This is a genomic window from Pseudomonas sp. PICF141, assembly GCF_002286815.1.
Taxonomy (GTDB): Bacteria; Pseudomonadota; Gammaproteobacteria; order Pseudomonadales; family Pseudomonadaceae; genus Aquipseudomonas.
The window spans coordinates 154,342-174,224 of the sequence record NZ_MUNM01000055.1; the positions used below are offsets into that span (position 1 = coordinate 154,342).

At 59.6% G+C, this 19,883-nt stretch carries 19 protein-coding genes; 9 read left to right on the forward strand and 10 right to left on the reverse strand.

Annotated elements, in window-relative coordinates; all coding sequences use genetic code 11:
• Window positions 1–396 precede the first annotated feature (396 nt).
• Window positions 397–1,593: a class I SAM-dependent rRNA methyltransferase gene (locus BZL43_RS16055; RefSeq protein ID WP_095633225.1), complete on the reverse strand. Its 1,197-nt coding sequence runs from the start codon at window positions 1,591–1,593 to the stop codon at window positions 397–399.
• Window positions 1,594–1,947: 354 nt separating this feature from the next.
• Here BZL43_RS16055 and BZL43_RS16060 point away from each other — a divergent pair, with 354 nt between their 5' ends.
• From BZL43_RS16060 to BZL43_RS16070, 3 genes are read left to right on the forward strand one after another with little or no spacing between them, the layout of a single operon-like run.
• Entirely contained in the window at window positions 1,948–2,760 is an 813-nt protein-coding gene (locus tag BZL43_RS16060; protein ID WP_168185102.1) for an HDOD domain-containing protein, read from the forward strand.
• A 30-nt stretch (window positions 2,761–2,790) separates the two neighbouring features.
• Complete coding sequence (mutM, locus tag BZL43_RS16065) at window positions 2,791–3,603, forward strand: bifunctional DNA-formamidopyrimidine glycosylase/DNA-(apurinic or apyrimidinic site) lyase (RefSeq protein ID WP_095633227.1); 813 nt, start codon at window positions 2,791–2,793, stop codon at window positions 3,601–3,603.
• 54 nt (window positions 3,604–3,657) lie between these two features.
• Window positions 3,658–3,981: a hypothetical protein gene (locus BZL43_RS16070; RefSeq protein WP_007897853.1), complete on the forward strand. Its 324-nt coding sequence runs from the start codon at window positions 3,658–3,660 to the stop codon at window positions 3,979–3,981.
• Between the two features lie 92 nt (window positions 3,982–4,073).
• On the opposite strand, the gene BZL43_RS16075 is transcribed toward BZL43_RS16070, so the two are convergent.
• The 5 genes from BZL43_RS16075 to BZL43_RS16095 form a co-directional block, all read right to left on the reverse strand.
• Window positions 4,074–4,325 carry a YfhL family 4Fe-4S dicluster ferredoxin gene (locus BZL43_RS16075; protein ID WP_046487844.1) on the reverse strand — a complete coding sequence of 84 codons (252 nt, stop codon included), beginning with the start codon at window positions 4,323–4,325 and terminating at the stop codon, window positions 4,074–4,076.
• A gap of 113 nt (window positions 4,326–4,438) precedes the next feature.
• On the reverse strand, window positions 4,439–4,918 hold the full coding sequence (gene coaD / locus BZL43_RS16080; protein ID WP_007897855.1) for a pantetheine-phosphate adenylyltransferase: 480 nt from the start codon (window positions 4,916–4,918) through the stop codon (window positions 4,439–4,441).
• A 115-nt stretch (window positions 4,919–5,033) separates the two neighbouring features.
• Window positions 5,034–6,629 (reverse strand): GMC family oxidoreductase, encoded by a 1,596-nt coding sequence (locus BZL43_RS16085; RefSeq protein ID WP_095633228.1) that lies wholly within the window; start codon window positions 6,627–6,629, stop codon window positions 5,034–5,036.
• Window positions 6,630–6,785: 156 nt separating this feature from the next.
• Window positions 6,786–7,331, reverse strand: a complete 546-nt coding sequence (locus BZL43_RS16090; RefSeq protein WP_095633229.1) for a twin-arginine translocation pathway signal protein — start codon at window positions 7,329–7,331, stop codon at window positions 6,786–6,788.
• A gap of 28 nt (window positions 7,332–7,359) precedes the next feature.
• Window positions 7,360–8,790 carry a coniferyl aldehyde dehydrogenase gene (locus BZL43_RS16095; RefSeq protein ID WP_095633230.1) on the reverse strand — a complete coding sequence of 477 codons (1,431 nt, stop codon included), beginning with the start codon at window positions 8,788–8,790 and terminating at the stop codon, window positions 7,360–7,362.
• Between the two features lie 146 nt (window positions 8,791–8,936).
• Between BZL43_RS16095 and BZL43_RS16100 the strand changes: the two genes are divergently transcribed.
• Window positions 8,937–9,608 (forward strand): TetR/AcrR family transcriptional regulator, encoded by a 672-nt coding sequence (locus BZL43_RS16100; protein ID WP_095633231.1) that lies wholly within the window; start codon window positions 8,937–8,939, stop codon window positions 9,606–9,608.
• 44 nt (window positions 9,609–9,652) lie between these two features.
• Window positions 9,653–10,507: a sulfurtransferase gene (locus tag BZL43_RS16105; protein ID WP_095633232.1), complete on the forward strand. Its 855-nt coding sequence runs from the start codon at window positions 9,653–9,655 to the stop codon at window positions 10,505–10,507.
• A 73-nt stretch (window positions 10,508–10,580) separates the two neighbouring features.
• Here BZL43_RS16105 and BZL43_RS16110 read toward each other — a convergent pair whose 3' ends face one another.
• The 4 genes from BZL43_RS16110 to BZL43_RS16125 all read right to left on the reverse strand — a co-directional run bounded on the left by BZL43_RS16110 (window position 10,581) and on the right by BZL43_RS16125 (window position 15,126).
• A complete protein-coding gene (locus BZL43_RS16110) occupies window positions 10,581–11,597 on the reverse strand; it encodes a hydrolase (protein ID WP_095633233.1) in 1,017 nt (338 codons plus the stop codon).
• A 73-nt stretch (window positions 11,598–11,670) separates the two neighbouring features.
• A complete protein-coding gene (rsmD, locus tag BZL43_RS16115; RefSeq protein WP_095633234.1) occupies window positions 11,671–12,288 on the reverse strand; it encodes a 16S rRNA (guanine(966)-N(2))-methyltransferase RsmD in 618 nt (205 codons plus the stop codon).
• Window positions 12,288–13,778, reverse strand: a complete 1,491-nt coding sequence (locus BZL43_RS16120) for a pitrilysin family protein (protein WP_095633235.1) — start codon at window positions 13,776–13,778, stop codon at window positions 12,288–12,290. Before BZL43_RS16120 ends, rsmD begins: the two co-directional genes overlap by 1 nt.
• Window positions 13,771–15,126 carry a pitrilysin family protein gene (locus BZL43_RS16125; RefSeq protein WP_095633236.1) on the reverse strand — a complete coding sequence of 452 codons (1,356 nt, stop codon included), beginning with the start codon at window positions 15,124–15,126 and terminating at the stop codon, window positions 13,771–13,773. The genes BZL43_RS16120 and BZL43_RS16125 overlap by 8 nt, the downstream gene beginning before the upstream one ends.
• A 344-nt stretch (window positions 15,127–15,470) precedes the next feature.
• On the opposite strand from BZL43_RS16125, the gene ftsY reads away from it, so the two are divergent.
• The 4 genes from ftsY to rpoH all read left to right on the forward strand — a co-directional run bounded on the left by ftsY (window position 15,471) and on the right by rpoH (window position 19,694).
• Window positions 15,471–17,033 (forward strand): signal recognition particle-docking protein FtsY, encoded by a 1,563-nt coding sequence (gene ftsY / locus BZL43_RS16135; RefSeq protein ID WP_095633237.1) that lies wholly within the window; start codon window positions 15,471–15,473, stop codon window positions 17,031–17,033.
• Window positions 17,030–17,701, forward strand: coding sequence for a cell division ATP-binding protein FtsE (gene ftsE / locus BZL43_RS16140; RefSeq protein ID WP_007897888.1), 672 nt, complete (start codon window positions 17,030–17,032; stop codon window positions 17,699–17,701). The genes ftsY and ftsE overlap by 4 nt, the downstream gene beginning before the upstream one ends.
• Window positions 17,698–18,726: a permease-like cell division protein FtsX gene (gene ftsX / locus BZL43_RS16145; RefSeq protein ID WP_095633238.1), complete on the forward strand. Its 1,029-nt coding sequence runs from the start codon at window positions 17,698–17,700 to the stop codon at window positions 18,724–18,726. The genes ftsE and ftsX overlap by 4 nt, the downstream gene beginning before the upstream one ends.
• 113 nt (window positions 18,727–18,839) lie before the next feature.
• The gene (gene rpoH / locus BZL43_RS16150; RefSeq protein ID WP_045059814.1) at window positions 18,840–19,694 is read left to right on the forward strand and encodes an RNA polymerase sigma factor RpoH; all 855 of its coding nucleotides are present in this window, start codon (window positions 18,840–18,842) and stop codon (window positions 19,692–19,694) included.
• The last annotated feature ends 189 nt before the right edge of the window (window positions 19,695–19,883 follow it).

The following is a 19,883-nucleotide window of genomic DNA, read 5'->3' on the forward strand; positions in this document are numbered from 1 at the left end:
GGTAGCCGGCACTCCCCAGCGCTTCATTTACTTAGCGGGTTTTTGGCGCAACCAGAAAAGCCAGGTTGGCGATTTTGTTTGTTTCCAGAGTAATTGCTTTCATGTTTTTTGACTCCTTGTCATTGATAGTGAGTGTCACTTCGCGGTGACAACTCAATCATAGGCGGTAATGAGTCCTTATCAAGGGGATATTAAGTAGGAATATTCTAGTAATTTTGTCGGAGCGATCTGGCGCTGGGGGAAAGGTTGTAAGTTATATTCTTTTAAGTAAGAGATGCAGGGAAACGTCCTGCAAGTTTGTAGGACCGCAAGAGTAAGAAGCAGAGCCAGAAGAGAGGATGTTGTGGCGTTGAAACGGCTGACGGAGAGCCTTGGCTCCCCGTCAAACCGGCGTACTCAGCTGTTTGGCAGCAGACGGCAGGTGATGCTCTTGATGTAGCGAGTCTCGGCAATCGCTGGGTGTACCGGGTGATCCGGGCCCTGACCGCCACGTTCCAGCATCTGGATGTTGCGGTCCAGGTGACGGGCGCTGGTCAGCAGAATGTTCTGCAGATCATCTTCCGGCAGGTGCATCGAGCACGAAGCGCTGACCAGGATGCCGTCCTTGGTAAGCAGGCGCATGGCTTGCTCGTTCAGGCGACGGTAGGCGCCTTCACCGTTTTTCATGTCTTTCTTGCGTTTGATGAAGGCAGGAGGATCGGCCACGATGACGTCGAAACGCTCTTCGCTGGCTTTCAGCTCCTTCAGGGCTTCGAACACGTCGCCTTCGATGCAGGTCATTTTTTCGGCGACGCCATTCAGTGCGGCGTTGCGCTCGACCCCGTCGAGGGCGAAGGCCGAAGCGTCGACGCAGAACACTTCACTGGCGCCGAACGCCGCCGCTTGCACGCCCCAGCCGCCAATGTAGCTGTACAGGTCGAGGACACGCTTGCCTTTGGCATAAGGTGCCAGGCGCGCGCGGTTCATGCGGTGGTCGTAGAACCAGCCGGTTTTCTGCCCCTGGATAACGGGCGCTTCGAATTTCACGCCGTTCTCTTCCAGAGCGACCCATTCCGGCACCAGGCCGAACACGGTTTCGACGTAGCGATTGAGGCCTTCGGCGTCACGGGCGGCGGAGTCGTTCTTGAACAGAATGCCGCTTGGCTTGAGCACTTGGGTCAGTGCCGCGATCACGTCGTCTTTGTGAACTTCCATGGTCGCGGAGGCAATCTGCACCACCAGGATGTCGCCGAAACGGTCGACCACCAGGCCTGGCAGCAGGTCGGAGTCGCCGTAGACCAGGCGATAGAACGGCTTGTCGAACAGGCGATCGCGCAGGGACAGGGCAACGTTCAGGCGGTGCACCAGCAGCGACTTGTCCAGCGGCAACTTGATATCGCGCGATAGCAGGCGGGCGCAGATCAGGTTGTTCGGGCTCATGGCAACGATGCCCAGCGGCTTGCCGCTGGCGGCTTCGAGGATCGCCTGGTCACCGGCCTTGAAACCGTGCAAAGGCGTAGCGGCTACATCGATTTCGTTGCTGTACACCCACAGGTGGCCGTTTCGCAGGCGACGGTCGGCGTTGGCTTTGAGGCGCAGGCTAGGCAGGGACATGACGTCGCTCCGGAAAAAAGAGCGGGAGTATAGCGTGTTGAGATCCCGGATAGGCCGGCGAGTGGACATGTGGCGAGGGGGTTTACCCCCGTTCGGCTGCGAAGCAGTCGTAGATTCGCCCAATGCGGCTTGTCTGTTGAGTCTTTCAAGACCGCTTCGCGCCCCAACGGGGGTAAACCCCTTCGCCACCAGGGCGCGTCCCTGTCTGACAATAAATGAAATGTCGATGGCTCACCGGCAGATGTGTCAGACCCATCTTCTTAAAGGTTAGAATCCCCGCCTGACCCGGAGTGTGCACTTATGTCCCAAGAGTTGACGACCGAACAGATTCAACAGTCCCTGCAAGGCATCAGTGTGCCGCCCCAACCACAGATCATGGTGGATCTGCAGATGGAGCAGTACATGCCCGACCCGGATCTGGAAGTGATCGCGAAGCTGATCTCCCAGGACCCGGGCCTGTCCGGCGCCTTGCTGAAAATCGTCAATTCGCCGTACTACGGCTTGAGCAACAAGATCACCGCAATCCAGCGAGCCGTGAATCTGTTGGGCAGCCGCTCGATCATCAACCTGATCAATGCGCAGTCGATCAAGGGCGAGCTGAGCGACGATGCCATCGTCACACTCAACCGTTTCTGGGACACGGCGCAGGACGTGGCGATGACGTGCCTGACCCTGGCCAAGCGTGTCGGTGTCCAGGCCGGTGATGAAGCCTATGCGCTGGGCCTGTTCCACGATTGCGGCATCCCGTTGATGATCAAGAAATTCCCCGACTACATGAGAGTGCTGGAACAGGCCTATGCCAATGCCAGCGTCGAATGCCGGGTGGTGGATACCGAAAACAGGCAATACAACACCAACCATGCCGTGGTCGGGTATTACACCGCCAAGTCCTGGCGCCTGCCGGAACATGTCACCCAGGCCATTGCCAACCATCACAACGCCCTGGCCATTTTCAGCGATGAATCGTCACGCAACACGCCGCTGAAAAACTTGCTGGCGATCCTGAAGATGGCTGAACACATTTGTGCCTCCTTCCGGGTATTAGGCAACCAGTCCGAAGACCACGAGTGGAACAGTGTCGGGCCCCTTGTGCTCGATTACATCGGTCTATCGGAATACGATTTCGAAACCCAGAAACAAGAGATTCGCGACCTCGCCACGCGTTGAGTGTCGAACCTCGCCTGATTCGAGAGCCCCATGCCTGAACTGCCGGAAGTCGAAACCACCCGCCGCGGGATTGCACCGTACCTGGAAGGCCAGCGCGTCAGCCGGGTGATCGTGCGTGAGCGCCGTCTGCGCTGGCCGATCCCCGAAGACCTGGATGTGCGGCTGTCCGGCCAGCGCATCGTGTTGGTGGAACGACGCGCCAAGTACCTGCTGATCAACGCCGAAGTCGGCACGCTGATCAGTCATTTGGGGATGTCGGGCAATCTGCGGCTGGTGGAAGCCGGCCTGCCGGCGGCCAAGCATGAGCATGTGGACATTGAGCTGGAATCGGGCCTGGCCCTGCGCTATACCGACCCGCGACGGTTTGGCGCAATGCTCTGGAGCCTGGACCCGTTGAACCATGAACTGCTGATTCGCCTCGGGCCAGAGCCGTTGACCGACCTGTTTGACGGCCAGCGGCTGTTCGAGCAATCCCGCGGGCGTTCCATGGCGGTCAAACCGTTCATCATGGACAACGCGGTGGTGGTCGGCGTCGGCAATATCTACGCCACAGAAGCATTGTTTGCGGCGGGCATCGACCCGCGCCGCGAAGCCAAGAGCATTTCCCGGGCACGCTATTTGAAGCTGGGAATCGAGATCAAGCGCATCCTTGCCCATGCCATCGAACGTGGCGGCACTACATTGCGGGACTTTATCGGTGGCGACGGACAACCGGGTTACTTTCAGCAGGAACTGTTCGTGTACGGCCGTGGTGGTGAGCACTGCAAGGTCTGTGGCACAGGGTTGCGGGAAATCAAGCTTGGGCAGCGCGCCAGCGTCTTTTGTCCGCGTTGTCAGAGCTGATACCGGCTACGGTCTATAGTCAGTGTTCTCACTGCCTTGCCGAAGGACCGTGCCATGAATCTGTTTCGAACCCTTGTTGTTGCGCTGCTGCTGAGCGTCGGTGCATCCGCGCTGGCGGCTGAGAACGGCAGCGGCGATCCGCGTTACACCATCCAGAACCCACCGGCCTACGCCATGCTTGGCGACTTGCTGATTGCTCGACCTTTGTTAGTGGCGGCGACAGTTATCGGTGCCGGGGCATTTGTGCTGTCGTTGCCGTTTACCGCGCTGGGCGGCGGCATTGGCGATGCGGGGCAGGCGTTGGTGGTCGACCCGGCGAAAGCCGCATTTGTGCGGTGTTTGGGGTGTATCGGGGAGGGGTTTGAGCAGCGGGAGTGAGGCAGAATCAAAAGATCGCAGCCTTCGGCAGCTCCTACTGGTGTACGCATTACAGGGTAGGAGTTGCCGAAGGCTGCGATCTTTTCAGGCTTTCAAGCCTTACCGGTAATCTTGCGGTACTTCGCCATCAACTGTTCTTCAGTCTCTGGATGAGCCTCGTCCAGCGGGATGCAATCCACTGGGCAGACCTGCTGGCACTGCGGTTCGTCGTAGTGGCCGACACATTGTGTGCACAGGTTCGGGTCGATCACGTAGATCTCTTCGCCCTGGGAGATGGCGGCGTTCGGGCACTCGGGTTCGCAGACGTCGCAGTTGATGCAATCGTCGGTGATGATCAGGGACATGCTAACTCCAGCCAGGGCGACAGGCCCGGGCGCAATAAATCAATGCGCACAATTGTGCCGCATTGGCGCCCGCAGTGCACGCGGGCGCGATCAAGTGCAGCCTTCGGCAGCTCCTACTTTTTAAAGCGTAGGGTGAGGGCGTCGGCCACCGCCGGGTGGACGAACTTGGTGATATCGCCGCCCAAGGCTGCGATTTCACGAACCAGCGTCGAGGAAATGAACGAATAACGCTCGGACGGCGTAAGAAACAGGCTTTCCACATCCGGCGCCAATTGACGGTTCATGTTGGCCAGCTGGAATTCGTATTCGAAGTCCGATACCGCGCGCAAACCACGCAGGAACACGTTGGCGTTCTTCTCTTTGGCGAAATGCGCGAGCAGCGTCGAGAAACCGACGACTTCAACGTTCGGCAAATGTTTAGTGACCTCGCGAGCCAGCTCCACACGTTGTTCCAGAGGAAACAGCGGGTTTTTTTTCGGGCTGGCGGCGACGGCGATGATCACGTGATCGAACAGGCGCGAGGCGCGTTCGACCAGATCGCCATGGCCCTTGGTAATAGGGTCGAAGGTACCTGGGTACAACACTCGGTTCATCGCGTCGTCCTGGCGGGAGTCCGTTGGGGAGTCGGATGGTATCGCAGCCTTCCCGGTCGGCCAAGTCGCCTGTTGGGTAAGAAAGCACTATAGACGATGGGAATATTCCGCCTTTTCATGGGTTTTTCAAACGTTCGGCCAGCGAAGTGGCCAATTGCGCCGTCAGCCCGTAGACCGACAATTGCGGGTTTGCGCCAATGCTGGTGGGGAAAAGCGAGCCGTCATGAATCGACAAGTTGGTGAGCTGGTGATGTTGGCCGAGGCTGTTGGTCACGGCATTTTTCGGGTCTTCACCCATGGCACAACCGCCCATCACATGGGCACTGCCCAGACGTGTGCGATACAACTCAAGGCTCAGGCCATCAATCAGTGTGCGTGCTTCGGCCAGGGTTTTCACGTAGCGCGCGTCGGCGTGCACCGGCATCACGGCGTTGGCGCCACCGGCGAACTGGATCTCGGCCATGCTGTGGAAAGCCCGGCGCAACCCGTCCCAGGCATACGGTGAAACCTGATAGTCGAGCACCGGTGTGCCGTCACCGCGCAATTCAACGCTGCCGCCAGGGCTGTCCGGGTGAAAACCGTCGCGCAGCAATGCCAGCATGGCGTGGGTGTGCGGCAGGTTTTCCATATGCCGGGCGTTTTGCGTGCCAAAGCCGCCAAGCAGGGTGCTGGCCAGTGCCGGGTGCAATGGCGGGACTTCCAGTTTGTAGGACATCTTGCCGGTGGTGCCATCCTGCCATTGGAAATGGTCGCAATAGATCGATTGCGGTGCGCCGTAGAACGGATTGATTACCTCATCGAACAATCCGGCGGACATGTTCACCAAGTGCAGGAAGGTCCGTTTACCCAGCCGCTCGTGAGGATCCGGCGCCTCGGAGCGCAATAGCAGCGCCGGGCTGTTGATCCCGCCGCCGGCCAGTACGTAATGCCGCGCCTTGACCGTAATCATGCGTCCGGTGGGTGCAACGCAACGCTCATCCATCGCTACACATTGCAGCTGCGTAACCCTGCCGTCTTTGATCGACAGCCTTTCGGCGCGGGCCAGATAGAGCAGCTCGCCACCTCTTTCCAGGGTTGCCGGGATGGTTGTGACCAGCATCGATTGCTTGGCGTTGGTCGGACAACCCATGCCGCAGTAGCCGATGTTCCAGCAACCGCGCACATTGCGCGCAATCACATGCCAGGCGTAGCCAAGTTTTTCGCAGCCCTTGCGGATGACGTCGTTGTTGGCATTGGGCGGCACCCTCCACGGGGCGACACCCAGGCGTTGTTCCATGTTCTCGAACCAGGGCGCCATCTCGGCGGGCGAGTGGCCGATGACGTCGTGCTCTTTGGCCCAATGTTCCAGCGTCGGGTCCGGGGTGCGAAAGCTTGAGGTCCAGTTGACCAGCGTAGTGCCGCCCACCGCCCGACCCTGAAGGATGGTAATTGCGCCGTCCTTGCTCATGCGCCCGATGCCTTCCTGATAGAGGCTGGTGTAGGCCTGGTCTTCGAGCATCTTGAAGTCGCTGCTGGTCTTGAGCGGGCCTTCTTCGATCAGCAACACCTTGTAGCCGGCAGCGCTGAGGATTTCGGCGGTGGTCCCGCCGCCGGCCCCGCTGCCGATGATCGCCACGTCTGCTTCGAGGGTCAGGTCCTGGGTCAGGCGGGCGCCATTGAAGGTTTTCCAGCCTCGGGCCAGGCCTTCGCGGAATGGATCGGGTACGGGCATGCTTGGGTTCTCTTATTATTTTGGGTTCTGTGGTGAGGCGGCTGACGTCTTCGCGGGCAAGCCACGCTCCCACAGGTTCTGAGATGGACCACCCTTTTGTGAGCGACTCAAAACCTGTGGGAGCGTGGCTTGCCCGCGATAGGGGTCGACTCGGTCTCAAACCGTAGGCGGCCCCGGGTACCCACAATGTGCCCACGACTCCGCCCGGCTGTACCACGCCATCATCACCATTTGCACTAATGAGCTGTGGCCCATGCGCAGCAGGCTCAATGAGCTGTTTTGCCAACGGTCGAGAAAGTGCCGGATCTGGTCGCTGCTGGCGTTCTCCCAACTGCCCCAGATCCCGGTCAGTGGTCCGCGAGTCACGGCCATCCCCAACACATCGAACAATTGCAGGGTCAGTTTGAGCATTTCCGGTGACAGGTGATTCAGGCCGTTATCCAGGCTGTGCAGGGTCTGGGCGACGGCGGTCGGGATTTTTTCGACGGCCACGGCGCCGTCGAGCATCACCGGAATCACTGCCCGCAGAAACAGCAGGTCGTCACTGCGCAGAATTGCGAAACCGCTGGCCGGCGTACTCGATGAGCAGCCGCTGAGGCTCGCGCCGAATCCGGCCGTGACCAGAAAGGCGCTGGCGCCGAGGCTGAATTTGAGCAGGCCGCGCCGTGACAGTGCGGGTGTATCGGACAGGCTTGGGCTCATTATTGTTATTACCCGGCGGTGAGGATGCTTAGCGGATAAACAGCTTCTGGATCAGTTTCTGAATAGCCTTGCCGTAGGGCGGATAGATCAATTTCGCGGCATTGAAGCGTTGTTTGATCAGCACGCCTTTGGCCTTGCTGAAGGTCAGGAAGCCTTCGTGGCCGTGGTAGTGGCCCATGCCCGAGGCACCGATGCCGCCGAACGGCATATCGTCCTGAGCAACGTGCAGCAAGGTGTCATTGAGGCAAACACCACCGGAATGGGTTTCGTGGAGAACGCGATTTTGCTCGCGTTTGTCGTAGCCGAAGTAATACAGCGCCAACGGGCGAGGCCGTTGGTTGATGTAGGCAAACGCTTCATCGAGATCCTTGTACGGCACGATCGGCAGCAACGGGCCGAAGATTTCATCCTGCATCACTGTCATGTCGTCGCTGACATTGAGCAACAGGCTATGGCTCATGCGCCGACCCTGGCCCTTATCGAACAGCGGAATCAGCAACGCGCCCTTGCTGGTGGCGTCGCTGAGGTAGCCATTGAGCCGCGCCAGTTGCCGGTCGTTGATAATGGCGGTGTAGTCCGGGTTGTCGGCCAGGGTTGGATAAAACCCGCGAACCGCTTGGCGATAGGCTTCGACGAAAGAGCCGACGCGGTCTTCCGGCACCAGTACGTAGTCGGGCGCGACACAGGTTTGCCCGGCGTTGAGGGTTTTGCCGAAAGCGATGCGTTCGGCGGCGTCCTTGAGCGGCACATCGCGGGAAACGATGGCCGGGGACTTGCCGCCCAGCTCGAGGGTCACCGGGGTCAGGTTCTCGGCCGCCGCGCGCATCACATGTTTGCCGATGCTGGTAGCGCCTGTGAACAGCAAGTGATCGAAACGCAACCGCGAGAACGCCACACCGATATCAGCCTCGCCCAGCACCACGCAGACCAGGTCCTGGGGAAAGATTCGCCCCAGCAATTCCTTGAGCAGCAAACCGGTGGCGGGGGTCGATTCGCTGAGTTTGAGCATCACGCGGTTACCCGCCGACAACGCCCCCACCAGCGGCCCGATGGCCAGGAAAAGCGGGTAGTTCCACGGCACAATCACGCCGACCACGCCCAACGGCTGATACACCACTTTGGCCGACGCTGGCTGAAAGGCGAGGCCGACGTTGCGCCGCGAAGCTTTCATCCAGCTTTTGAGGTGCCGGCTGGCGTAGTGAATGCCGTGCAGGCTGGGCATCAGTTCGGCGAGCAGGGTTTCATCGGCGCTGCGGTGGCTGAAATCCTGGCTGATCGCCTTGATCAGGGCCTGGCGCTCATCACTCAACAACGCCTTCAGCGCCTTTAGCCATTGCAGGCGTTGAGCTGCGGGCGGCATCGGGTTGGCGGCATACGCTGCGCGCTGAGCATCGAACAGAGATTGGAGCTCGTCCAGGGGCTGCTGCAGGTTCTTCAGGTAAGCAATGTCAGCAGGCATGGTCGGCACCGGATTTATTGGAATGAGGGACTTTTTAGAGTCTATGCTCTAGAAAGTCAAATGACACTTTGGTGCAGCTTTGTTTTAACCCCATGCGGATAGGTCGTAAGATGCCCCTCATCGCACTCTGAATTAAAGCTCAAGCCATGGCCCCTCGGATCAAAACCAGCGAGCGCATCGTGCAGAACAGCCTGGAGCTGTTCAATCAACAGGGCGAGCGCAGTATCAGCACGAACCACATTGCTGCCCACATGGAAATTTCCCCGGGCAACCTGTACTACCACTTCCCCAACAAGCAGGCGATCATCGCTGTGTTGTTCAGTGAGTACGAAAACCTGGTGGACAGTTTTTTGCGCCCGCCCCAGGGCCGCGCCGCGACGGTCGAAGACAAGCGCTTCTATCTCAAGGAACTGCTCGCCGCCATGTGGCAATACCGCTTTCTGCATCGCGACCTCGAGCACTTGCTCGACAGCGATCCTGAGCTGGCTGCCCGTTACCGGCGTTTTTCCCAGCGCTGCCTGATCCAGGGCACACACATCTATGCGGGTTTCGTTGAGGCCGGCATCCTGTGCATGGACAAGGTTCAGATCGAATCCCTGACCCTCAACGCCTGGATCATCCTCACCTCGTGGGTGCGCTTTCTGTGCACGACGCGGGAAAACTCCAACCATCTGAGTGAACAGGCCATCAAGCGGGGCGTTTACCAGGTGCTGGTGCTCGAGGCTGGATTCGTTACCGATCAGGCTCGCGAGGCAGTGAATGCGCTGTTCCAGGAGTTTTATGTGCCGCTGGCCCAGGCGCTGGAAGAAGTGAGATAAAGCGTGCAGCAGGACAGAAACCGACAACATCACAGGAGCCCGTTATGCCCATTGCGCAATTGATCAGCCCGCAAGCGTTGGACCTGAAAAAGGAGACGCCGGGGCTGGTGATTCTGGATTGTCGTTTTGCCCTGGAAGACCCTGATTACGGTCAGCGCAGCTACGCCGAAGGGCACATTGCCGGATCAAGCTTTGCCGATCTTGAGCGTGATTTGAGCGGGGCAGTGGTCAAGGGGGTTACCGGACGTCATCCCTTGCCGAAGCCCGCCGATTTGATCGAACGCTTTCAAGCCTGGGGCATCAATGCCGACAGCGAAGTGGTTTTGTACGATGACGGTCCCGGCGCTTACGCCGCGCGGGCCTGGTGGTTGCTGGCGTGGCTGGGCAAGCGCGATGGCGTGTTCATTCTCGATGGCGGGCTGAAAGCCTGGCACGCCGCCGGATTGCCCCTGAGTCTTGATCCTCCGTCGATCACCCGCGGCACCTTCACCGGGACGCCGGATGCTTCGTTGGTGCTCAGCGCCGAACAACTTCAGCAACGTCTCGGCCAGCCTGCGTTGACCTTGCTCGACGCCCGTGGCTTGCCGCGCTTCAAGGGCGAAGTGGAGCCGATCGATCCGGTTGCCGGGCACATACCCGGCGCACAATGTGCCGCGTTCACCGACAACCTGGGCAGCGACGGTCGATTCCTGCCAGCCGAACAGCTCAAGCAGCGCTTTGCCGCCAAGCTCGGTGATCGTTCGCCAACGGAGTTGGTCGCGTATTGCGGTTCCGGTGTGACCGCTTGCCACAACTTGTTCGCCCTGTGCCTGGCGGGTTATCCGTTGGGAGCGTTGTATGCCGGGTCGTGGAGCGAGTGGATCAACGATCCTGCGCGAGGCGTCGCCAAGGGCGAATGAAAGATCAAAAGATCGCAGCTTTCGAGGCTGCGATCTTTTAGCGGCACATTGTTATTCCAGGCCCGATCCACCCCTATCGGTTACTGCGCCCTGTGGTGGCGAGCCATTGGGGAATGCGCCGTTCCAGATAGTAACCCGGCTGCCGGAACGTGCCCTCGACGAAGCCGACATGCCCACCCTTGGCCTGCAACTCGAATTGGGTGCAGGCAGACAATTCGTCGGCTTGCGGCAGGCTATGCGGAAAGACAAACGGGTCGTCGGCCGCCTGGATAATCAGGGTCGGTGTGCGAATCTCCCCAAGGAAATAACGACTCGAAGCGCGGCGATAGTAATCGGCTGCATCGGCGAACCCATTGAGCGGTGCGGTGACCCGGCCATCGAAATCCCAGAAGGTGCGCATATTCTCCAGCGAGCCCAGCGCCGCTAATGCCGCCAAGCCATCCTGATGCCCTTCATGCTGGAACCTGCGCTGCTTGTTCTTGATGTAGGCGACCATCTCCCGCATGAAATGCGCTTGATAGAATTTGGAGAAACCCTGGCTGATACGATCGGCGCACTGATCGAGCCGAAACGGCACTGACACCGCCACTGCACCGAGTACGCCGCTGTTGCTGCCAGTTTCGCCCAGGTGCTTGAGCAACACGTTGCCACCCATGGAATAACCGACCGCGTATAGCGGTGCGAGAGGGCGCTGGGTTCGCAAGTGCTTGATGGTTTCGGCCAGGTCTTCACTGGCCCCGGAATGGTAACTGCGTGGCAACAGATTGGGTTCGCCGGAACAGCCTCGCCAGTTCAACGCAACGCTGGCCCAACCCTGGGCGCCCAGCGCCTTCTGCACACCGGCCACGTAAGGCGAATTCGATGAGCCGGTCAGGCCATGCAGCACCAGCACCAATGGCGCATTCGTGCTGTGGGGCCCGTGCCAGTCCAGGTCAAGGAAGTCGCCGTCCTCGAGCCACAAGCGTTCGCGTTCGCGGTCGATATGCGTGGTTTTGCGCCATAGCGGTCCCCACAAGGTTTGTAAGTGTGGATTGCCCAGGCCGTAGGCGGGGCTGAATTGGGGGGTGAAACGTTCTGGCAGATGGGACACGATTGCTCTCGATGCAGCGGTGCTTACCCGCAGCGTTAACTGACTGAGCTTCGCACCGTTTTTACAGGCCGGACTAACCGGCGATCCCTGCCATACGTTGCCATAACGCGTAGTACACCCGTCCTGATTTTTGCTCCCGATGCAGGCGCCAATTTTCTGGCAAACCCAATATCGACGGTGCCGTTTCGCTTTCAGTGTAGACCCACGCATCGTCACTCAGCCACTGACGCCCCTCGAGCAAGGTGCAAACGGCAGGCAACAGATTCTGATTGAACGGCGGGTCGAGAAACACCAGATCGAACGCCGTGGCCGGTTGGGTTTCGAGATAGCGCAAGGCATCGGCAGTCTGTACCTGACCGGTTGTGCAGCGCAGGGTGCCCAGATGTTCCTTGATGCTCGCTACCGCGATGTTGCTGGCATCCAGTGCCTGGCCCATTGCTGCGCCACGGGACAAAGCCTCGAGAAACAACGCGCCGCTACCGGCAAATGGATCGAGTACCTTGGCCCCGGCGACATAGGGCGCGAGCCAGTTGAACAGGGTTTCACGGACTCGGTCCGGCGTTGGGCGCAGACCGGGCGCATCGGGGAAGCTCAGCTTTCGGCTGCGCCATTCGCCACCGATGATGCGCAGTTGGTTCACACCGTTATGCACGTTGTGAACAGGTTTTTTTGGACGCGATGGGCGGGCCATTAATGCTCCGGAACCCCGAGCGGTTGCTCGGCAGGTTTGTCAGTAGGGGCCGGCAACGGCTTTTGTGGCACGGTCGGGCCAGCGCTGACGATGACCAGTTTGTCCGTGCTCAGGTGTTTGTTCAGTGCGGTTTTGACTTGCTCGACGGTCAGGCTCTGGGATTGTTGCATGAAGTCTTCCAGGTAGCTCAGCGGCAAGTTGTAAAAGCCCATGGCGCCGAGCTGCCCGACGATATCGGCGTTGCTGGCGGTGGACAACGGAAAGCTGCCGGCCAGTTCACGCTTGGCGTCGTCGAGTTCTTTCTCGGTGGGGCCGGTTTCAAGGTAGTCGGCGAGTACGTCCTGCACCAGTTTCAGCGTGCCTTCGCTCATCTCTGCGCGGGTTTGCAGGTTGATCATGAACGGGCCGCGAACCTGCATCGGGCTGAAACCCGAATACACGCCGTAGGCCAGGCCACGTTTCTCGCGCACTTCGCTCATCAACCGGGTGCCGAAGCCACCACCGCCAAGGATCTGATTGCCCAGCGACAGCGCTGCGTAATCCGGATCGTCACGGTCGATGCCCAGTTGCGCGATCATCAGGTTGGTCTGCTTGGACGGAAACTCGATGTGGCCGATGCTGGGCTTAGGGTCGATCGGTTGTTCGATTTTCGCCAGGGCCGGTCCTTTGGGCAGGTCGGCGGACACTTGTGCGGCAACCGCCTCGGCCTCGGCGCGGGACAGGTCGCCCACCAGTGCAATCACCACGTTACCGGCGGCGTAGGCTTTCTGATGGAAGGCCCGCAACTGCGCCAGGGTAATCGGTGGAATGCTTTTCGCCGTGCCGTCGCTGGAATGCGCGTACGGGTGATTGCCATACAAGCGGTTCATCAGCTCCAGGCTGGCGAGCTTGCCGGGGTTCTGTTTCTGGTATTCGAAGCCGGCCAGCATCTGGTTCTTGATACGGGCAAAGGAATCGGCGGGGAGGGTCGGTTTGCCGACCACTTCAGCAAACAGCTTCAACGCAGGCTCGCGTTTATCCAAGGCACTGAGGCTGCGCAGCGAGGCAATCGCCATGTCTTTATAGGCGCCGTTGCCGAAGTCGGCCCCCAGGCCTTCGAAGCCCTGGGCGATAGCGCTGACATCCTTGCCGGCCACCCCTTCATTGAGCATGGCATTGGTCAGCAGTGCCAGGCCGGGAGCATCGCCATCCTGGCTGCTACCGGCAGCGAAGATCAGGCGCATATCGAACATCGGCAGCTCACGGGCTTCGACGAACAATACCTTGGCGCCTTCGGCGGTGTTCCAGGTTTGCACGTTCAGCGAGCGATGGCTTGGGGCCTTGCCGTCGAGTTCTGCCAACGATTGCAGTTTCTGGCTGGCCTTGGCCTTGTCGAGGGCTTCGCTGGCGCTGGTTTTGTCAGACTGGAAGAAATAGAAGACGCCAGCCCCCAGCAAAGCAATGACGATCAGGCCGATCAGGGCCAGGCGCGATGTTTTACGCTCACTCATGAGTCGTCTCCTGTGGCAGTACATGGGCGACGCTGAGACGTGCGCGAGTGAAATACTGCTTGGCAGCCTTCTGAATGTCCTGCGGGGTCACGCTTTCCAGATCGGCAAGCTCGGTGTCCATCAGTTTCCAGGACAGCCCTACGGTTTCCAGTTGGCCGATGGCAGTGGCCTGGCTGGTGATCGAGTCGCGCTCGTAGACCAGGCCGGCAATGACCTGCGCCCGCACGCGCTCCAGCTCTTCATTGGACGGCGCCGTGGTTTTCAGCTGCTCAAGCAGTTTCCACAGGCCGGCTTCCGCCTGGGCCATGGTTTTCTTTTTCTGGGTGTTGGGCGTGGCCGACAGGGTAAACAGGCTGTCGCCGCGGGTATAAGCGTTGTAGCTCGACGAACCGCCGGACACCAGCTCTTCGCCGCGTTCCAGTTGCGTCGGGATCCGGCCGCTGTAGCCGCCATCGAGCAGCGCGGAAATCAGGCGCAGAGCGTTCACCGAGCGTTTGTCTTCAGCGGTGGCGATACTTGGCACGTTGAAGGCCAGCATCAGGCTCGGCAATTGAGTCTGCACATGCAGGGTGATCTTGCGTTCGCCGGGCTCGGCCAGCTCCAGCGGGATTTTCGCGGATGGCACGGCGCGCTTGGCGATCGGGCCGAAGTAGCGCTGGGCCAGGGTTTTGACTTCGTCCGGGGTGACATCGCCGACCACCACCAGAGTGGCGTTATTCGGCACATACCAGGATTGATACCAGTGGCGCAGTTCTTCGATCTTCATGCGGTCCAGGTCCGCCATCCAGCCGATGGTCGGCGTGTGATAACCGCTGGCGGGATAGGCCATGGCGATGAAACGCTCGTAGGCCTTGGCCATCGGCTTGTCATCGGTGCGCAGGCGACGTTCTTCCTTGATCACCTCGATTTCCCGGGTGAACTCGTCGGCCGGCAGGCGCAGATTGGCCATGCGGTCCGCTTCCAGCTCGAAGGCCACGCCCAGACGATCACGGGCCAGCACTTGGTAATAGGCAGTGAAGTCATCGCTGGTGAAGGCGTTCTCTTCGGCACCGAGGTCACGCAGGATCAGCGACGCTTCACCGGGGCCGACCTTCTCGCTGCCCTTGAACATCATGTGTTCCAGTGCATGGGACAGCCCCGTCTGCCCTGGGGTCTCATAACTTGAACCGACCTTGTACCAGACCTGGGAAACGACGACGGGCGCACGATGGTCTTCGCGCACGACGACCTTCAGGCCGTTGTCGAGGGTGAATTCGTGGGTGGGTTGTGGATCGGCAGCCAGGGCTGAAAGTGGCAGACAAACTGTGCTGAACAGCAGGCCTGCAGCGCGGCGGGCTAGAGCATTCATTCGTTTTTAAACCTGTTGGGCTGCCCGCTTGGTCTTAGCGTCGGCGGGCGAGAGGGTGCTAGGATACTGATCCGTTTTAGCGGCGGCCACGCCTATCAGGCTTTTGTGCTTGATCAGGCTGTATAGGTTTGCGGCGGAAGGCGTGCTTTTATCAGCTAAACTCTGATTTTTCGCCGATTTTGCCGGTCCAGTCCTTCGTGAAATCGTTTCTTTTGAGGTGCCGTTGGTACCTCGACAAAATGTTGCGCGTGAACAAGCTGGATGAATCGCAGTCTGTTCTGCATCGAATTATTTATTGCCGAGGCGCCCTTTGGCGCGTCGCTACCGTGAGATAGCCGTCCTCCATGTTTGGTTCCAATGACGACAAGAAGACCCCAGCTGCGGCTGGCGAGAAGAAAAGCCTGTTCGGATGGCTGCGCAAAAAGCCGCAGGAACCCGTAGTCGAACAGCCACAACCACTTTCTGAGCCAACACCTGCGCCGGTCGTGGAAGAGGCGCTCGCGCCGATTGCCCTGCCGATTGCCGAGTCGGTGCTGCAACCCGCGGCCGAGCCTGCGCCTGAGCCTGAAGCCAAAGTCGTAGCCCCGTTGCCGCTGACGCCAGCCGCCGAGCCATGGCTGACGTTGCCGGTGGCGGAAGAGCCGGTGGCATTGGTCGAAGATGAACAGGCAGCTCATTTCACGCCGCCGATCCCGGCCCCGACTGCGTTTGCCCCCGAGCCGGTTCGTGCACCAGTGGTTGAGCCGGTGGCTGAACCTGTGTTCGTGGCCGAACCTGCACCGGTTGCTCCAGAACCTGTAGGACCGGCCCCTGTTGGTCCCGCTCCGGTTGCTCCAATTGCTCAAACGCCAGAGCCTGCACCTGCACCTGCACCTGCACCTGCACCTGCACCTGCACCGGTTATCGCTCCTGTCGCCGCCACGCCTGTCGCGCCCACCGAACCTGCGGTCGAGCCTGTGCGTACCGAAGAGACCAAAGCCGGTTTCTTCGCCCGCCTCAAACAAGGCTTGTCCAAGACCAGCGCCAGCATTGGCGAGGGCATGGCCAGCCTGTTCCTGGGCAGGAAAACCATCGATGACGAGTTGCTCGAAGACATCGAAACCCGTCTGCTGACCGCCGATGTCGGCGTCGAGGCGACCTCGGTGATCATTCAGCGCCTGACCCAGAAAGTCGCCCGCAAAGAGCTGGCCGACGCCAATGCGTTGTACAAATCCCTGCAGGCCGAACTGGCAGCGATGCTCAAGCCGGTCGAGCAACCTCTGAAAATCAACTCGCAAAACAAGCCGTTCGTGATTCTGGTAGTGGGCGTCAACGGTGCCGGCAAGACCACCACCATCGGCAAACTGGCGAAGAAGCTGCAACTGGAAGGCAAGAAAGTCATGCTCGCTGCCGGTGACACCTTCCGCGCCGCCGCGGTGGAGCAATTGCAGGTCTGGGGTGAGCGCAACAAGATCCCGGTCATCGCCCAGCACACCGGTGCCGATTCGGCTTCAGTCATCTTCGATGCCGTGCAGGCCGCCAAGGCCCGTGGCATTGACGTGCTGATCGCCGATACCGCCGGTCGCTTGCACACCAAAGACAACCTGATGGAAGAACTGAAAAAGGTTCGCCGGGTGATCGGCAAGCTCGACGCCGATGCGCCGCACGAAGTGCTGTTGGTGCTCGACGCCGGTACCGGTCAGAACGCCATCAACCAGGCCAAGCAATTCAACCAGGCCGTCGAATTGACCGGCCTGGCGCTGACCAAACTCGACGGCACCGCCAAGGGTGGGGTGATTTTCGCTCTGGCCAAGCAGTTTGGTTTGCCAATTCGCTATATCGGCGTCGGTGAAGGCATCGACGATTTGCGTACTTTTGAAGCAGAACCCTTTGTCCAGGCATTGTTTGCCGAGCGGGAGCGTTCATGATTCGTTTCGAACAGGTCGGTAAACGCTATCCGAATGGTCACGTCGGCTTGCATGAGCTGAGCTTTCGAGTCCGTCGGGGCGAATTCTTGTTTGTCACCGGCCATTCCGGCGCCGGTAAAAGCACCTTGTTGCGCCTGCTGCTGGCGATGGAACGTCCGACCACCGGCAAATTGCTGCTGGCAGGGCAAGACCTGAGCACCATCAGCAATGCGCAGATCCCTTTCCTGCGTCGGCAAATCGGCGTGGTGTTCCAGAATCACCAGCTGCTGTTCGATCGCACGGTGTTCAACAACGTCGCATTGCCGTTGCAGATCCTTGGCTTGTCCAAGGCTGAAGTCGCCAAGCGCGTGGATTCGGCCCTGGAGCGCGTGGCGCTCTCGGACAAGACCGATCTCTACCCCGGCGATCTCTCCACCGGCCAGCAACAGCGGGTCGGCATCGCTCGCGCCATTGTTCACCGTCCGGCCTTGCTGCTGGCAGACGAACCGACCGGTAACCTCGATCCGCGTCTGGCGGCAGAAATCATGGGCGTGTTCGAAGACATTAACCGTCTGGGTACCAGCGTACTGATCGCCAGTCACGACCTGGCGTTGATTGCCCGCATGCGTCACCGCATGCTCACCCTGCAGCGTGGCCGATTGATTGGCGACGGGGAGGCTGGCGTATGAGTGCGACACGTAGCCCCAAGGTTTCCGAGCGTGTGGCCCCGAAGGCTGCCGATCCGCAACCGCAGTCACAGAAGAAAAAGCGCGACGATGACGATGGCCCGGACTTCCCGACGCTGTTCCGCGCCTGGATCGAAAGTCATCGCGCCAGTCTGCTCGACAGCTTGCGCCGCTTGGGTAAACACCCGATCGGCAGCTTTTTCACCTGCATGGTGATGGCCGTTGCCCTGAGTTTGCCGATGGGCCTGTCACTTTTGCTAGGTAACGTCGAGCGTCTCGGTGGGTCCTGGCAGCGAGCGGCGCAGATTTCCTTGTACCTGCAACTCGATGCCAGCCCTGAACAGGGCGAGTCGTTGCGCGAGCAGATCAAGGGCATGCCGGGGGTGGCCGACGCCGAATACGTGGGGCGCGACCAGGCACTTGATGAGTTTCAGCAGCAATCCGGACTGGGCGAAGCGCTCAAGGAACTACCGGAAAACCCGCTGCCGGGCGTGGTTCTGGTCACCCCGAACGAGGTCGACAAACCGGCGCTTGAAGCATTGAGACAAAAACTTTCCGAATTGCCAAAGGTACAACAGGCGCAACTTGATCTAGTCTGGGTCGAGCGTCTGGCAGCTATCCTCAAGCTGGGCGACCGATTTGTCTTCGGTCTGACCGTGCTTCTGGTTTCTGCATTACTTTTGGTGATAGGCAATACCATTCGTCTTCATATTGAAAACCGCCGCACAGAGATAGAAGTGATTAAACTCGTCGGCGGCACTGACAGCTATGTGCGCAGGCCCTTTCTGTACATGGGCGCGCTGTATGGCTTTGGTGCGGGGATTCTTTCCTGGGGAGTATTGGCGTTCGGCCTGAACTGGCTGAACGACGCGGTAGTTGGACTGGCCGGTTTGTACGGCAGTGATTTTGCGCTGGCCGGAGTGCCAGTTGCCGACGGTCTATCGCTCTTGCTTGGCGCGGTGCTGTTGGGGTATATCGGTGCATGGATTGCAGTCGCACGCCACCTGCGGGAGCTTGCGCCAAAGTAATATCATTTTGCTCGTATTGACCTTTCAGCTTTTATGGGAACTTGCCTTTTGGTTTCCGGTCAATTTTCGCAGTGCTGAACTGCACGAGTTATGTAAGTCGGAGGTTTTTTCGTATGACCAATTCTTTGCAGCCTGCATATGCTCTGGTCCCGGGTGCGAACCTGGAGGCCTATGTGCACACCGTCAACAGCATTCCATTGCTGACGCCGGAGCAGGAGCGTGAACTGGCCGAGAGTCTCTATTATGAGCAGGATTTGGGGGCGGCTCGGCAGATGGTGCTCGCCCACCTGCGTTTTGTCGTGCACATTGCCCGTAGCTATTCCGGCTACGGCCTGGCCCAGGCTGACCTGATCCAGGAAGGCAACGTCGGCCTGATGAAGGCAGTCAAGCGTTTCAATCCGGAAATGGGTGTGCGCCTGGTGTCCTTTGCCGTGCACTGGATCAAAGCGGAAATCCACGAGTTCATTCTGCGCAACTGGCGGATCGTGAAAGTCGCGACCACCAAGGCTCAGCGCAAGCTGTTCTTTAACCTGCGTGGCCAGAAGAAACGTCTGGCCTGGCTGAACAATGAGGAGGTCCATCGCGTGGCGGAAAGCCTCGGCGTAGAGCCGCGGGAAGTGCGCGAGATGGAAAGTCGTCTGACCGGTCATGACATGGCTTTCGATCCAGCCGCGGAAGCGGACGACGACAGTGCATTCCAGTCGCCGGCCAACTATCTGGAAGACCACCGGTACGACCCGGCCCGTCAACTGGAAGACGCTGACTGGAGCGACAACTCCAATCACAACCTGCACGAAGCGCTTGAAGTGCTGGACGACCGCAGCCGCGACATCCTCTACCAGCGCTGGCTGGCAGAAGAAAAAGCCACGCTGCACGACCTGGCGCAGAAGTACAACGTGTCGGCCGAGCGTATTCGCCAGCTCGAGAAGAGCGCGATGAACAAGCTCAAGTTGTCGATTGCCGCATAACTTGCGCACCGACAATAAAAAACGCCCCGATCCTTGATCGGGGCGTTTTTTTTTGGTGCCCCGCCTGCACCTAATCCTTTGGAGCTTGCCCGCGAAGGCGGTGTGTCATTCAGCAATGATGTGTGTCTGACACACCGTCTTCGCGGGCAAGCCTCGCTCCAACAGGGGGGGGGGCGGGTTCAGGTTCTG

Coding starts and splice junctions, on each gene's coding strand:
- BZL43_RS16055 (WP_095633225.1), bottom strand. CDS start 1,593: ATGTCCCTGCCTAGCCTGCGCCTCAAAGCCAACGCCGACCGTCGCCTG.
- mutM (WP_095633227.1), top strand. CDS start 2,791: ATGCCTGAACTGCCGGAAGTCGAAACCACCCGCCGCGGGATTGCACCG.
- BZL43_RS16070 (WP_007897853.1), top strand. CDS start 3,658: ATGAATCTGTTTCGAACCCTTGTTGTTGCGCTGCTGCTGAGCGTCGGT.
- BZL43_RS16075 (WP_046487844.1), bottom strand. CDS start 4,325: ATGTCCCTGATCATCACCGACGATTGCATCAACTGCGACGTCTGCGAA.
- coaD (WP_007897855.1), bottom strand. CDS start 4,918: ATGAACCGAGTGTTGTACCCAGGTACCTTCGACCCTATTACCAAGGGC.
- BZL43_RS16085 (WP_095633228.1), bottom strand. CDS start 6,629: ATGCCCGTACCCGATCCATTCCGCGAAGGCCTGGCCCGAGGCTGGAAA.
- BZL43_RS16090 (WP_095633229.1), bottom strand. CDS start 7,331: ATGAGCCCAAGCCTGTCCGATACACCCGCACTGTCACGGCGCGGCCTG.
- BZL43_RS16095 (WP_095633230.1), bottom strand. CDS start 8,790: ATGCCTGCTGACATTGCTTACCTGAAGAACCTGCAGCAGCCCCTGGAC.
- BZL43_RS16100 (WP_095633231.1), top strand. CDS start 8,937: ATGGCCCCTCGGATCAAAACCAGCGAGCGCATCGTGCAGAACAGCCTG.
- BZL43_RS16105 (WP_095633232.1), top strand. CDS start 9,653: ATGCCCATTGCGCAATTGATCAGCCCGCAAGCGTTGGACCTGAAAAAG.
- rsmD (WP_095633234.1), bottom strand. CDS start 12,288: ATGGCCCGCCCATCGCGTCCAAAAAAACCTGTTCACAACGTGCATAAC.
- BZL43_RS16120 (WP_095633235.1), bottom strand. CDS start 13,778: ATGAGTGAGCGTAAAACATCGCGCCTGGCCCTGATCGGCCTGATCGTC.
- BZL43_RS16125 (WP_095633236.1), bottom strand. CDS start 15,126: ATGAATGCTCTAGCCCGCCGCGCTGCAGGCCTGCTGTTCAGCACAGTT.
- ftsY (WP_095633237.1), top strand. CDS start 15,471: ATGTTTGGTTCCAATGACGACAAGAAGACCCCAGCTGCGGCTGGCGAG.
- ftsE (WP_007897888.1), top strand. CDS start 17,030: ATGATTCGTTTCGAACAGGTCGGTAAACGCTATCCGAATGGTCACGTC.
- ftsX (WP_095633238.1), top strand. CDS start 17,698: ATGAGTGCGACACGTAGCCCCAAGGTTTCCGAGCGTGTGGCCCCGAAG.
- rpoH (WP_045059814.1), top strand. CDS start 18,840: ATGACCAATTCTTTGCAGCCTGCATATGCTCTGGTCCCGGGTGCGAAC.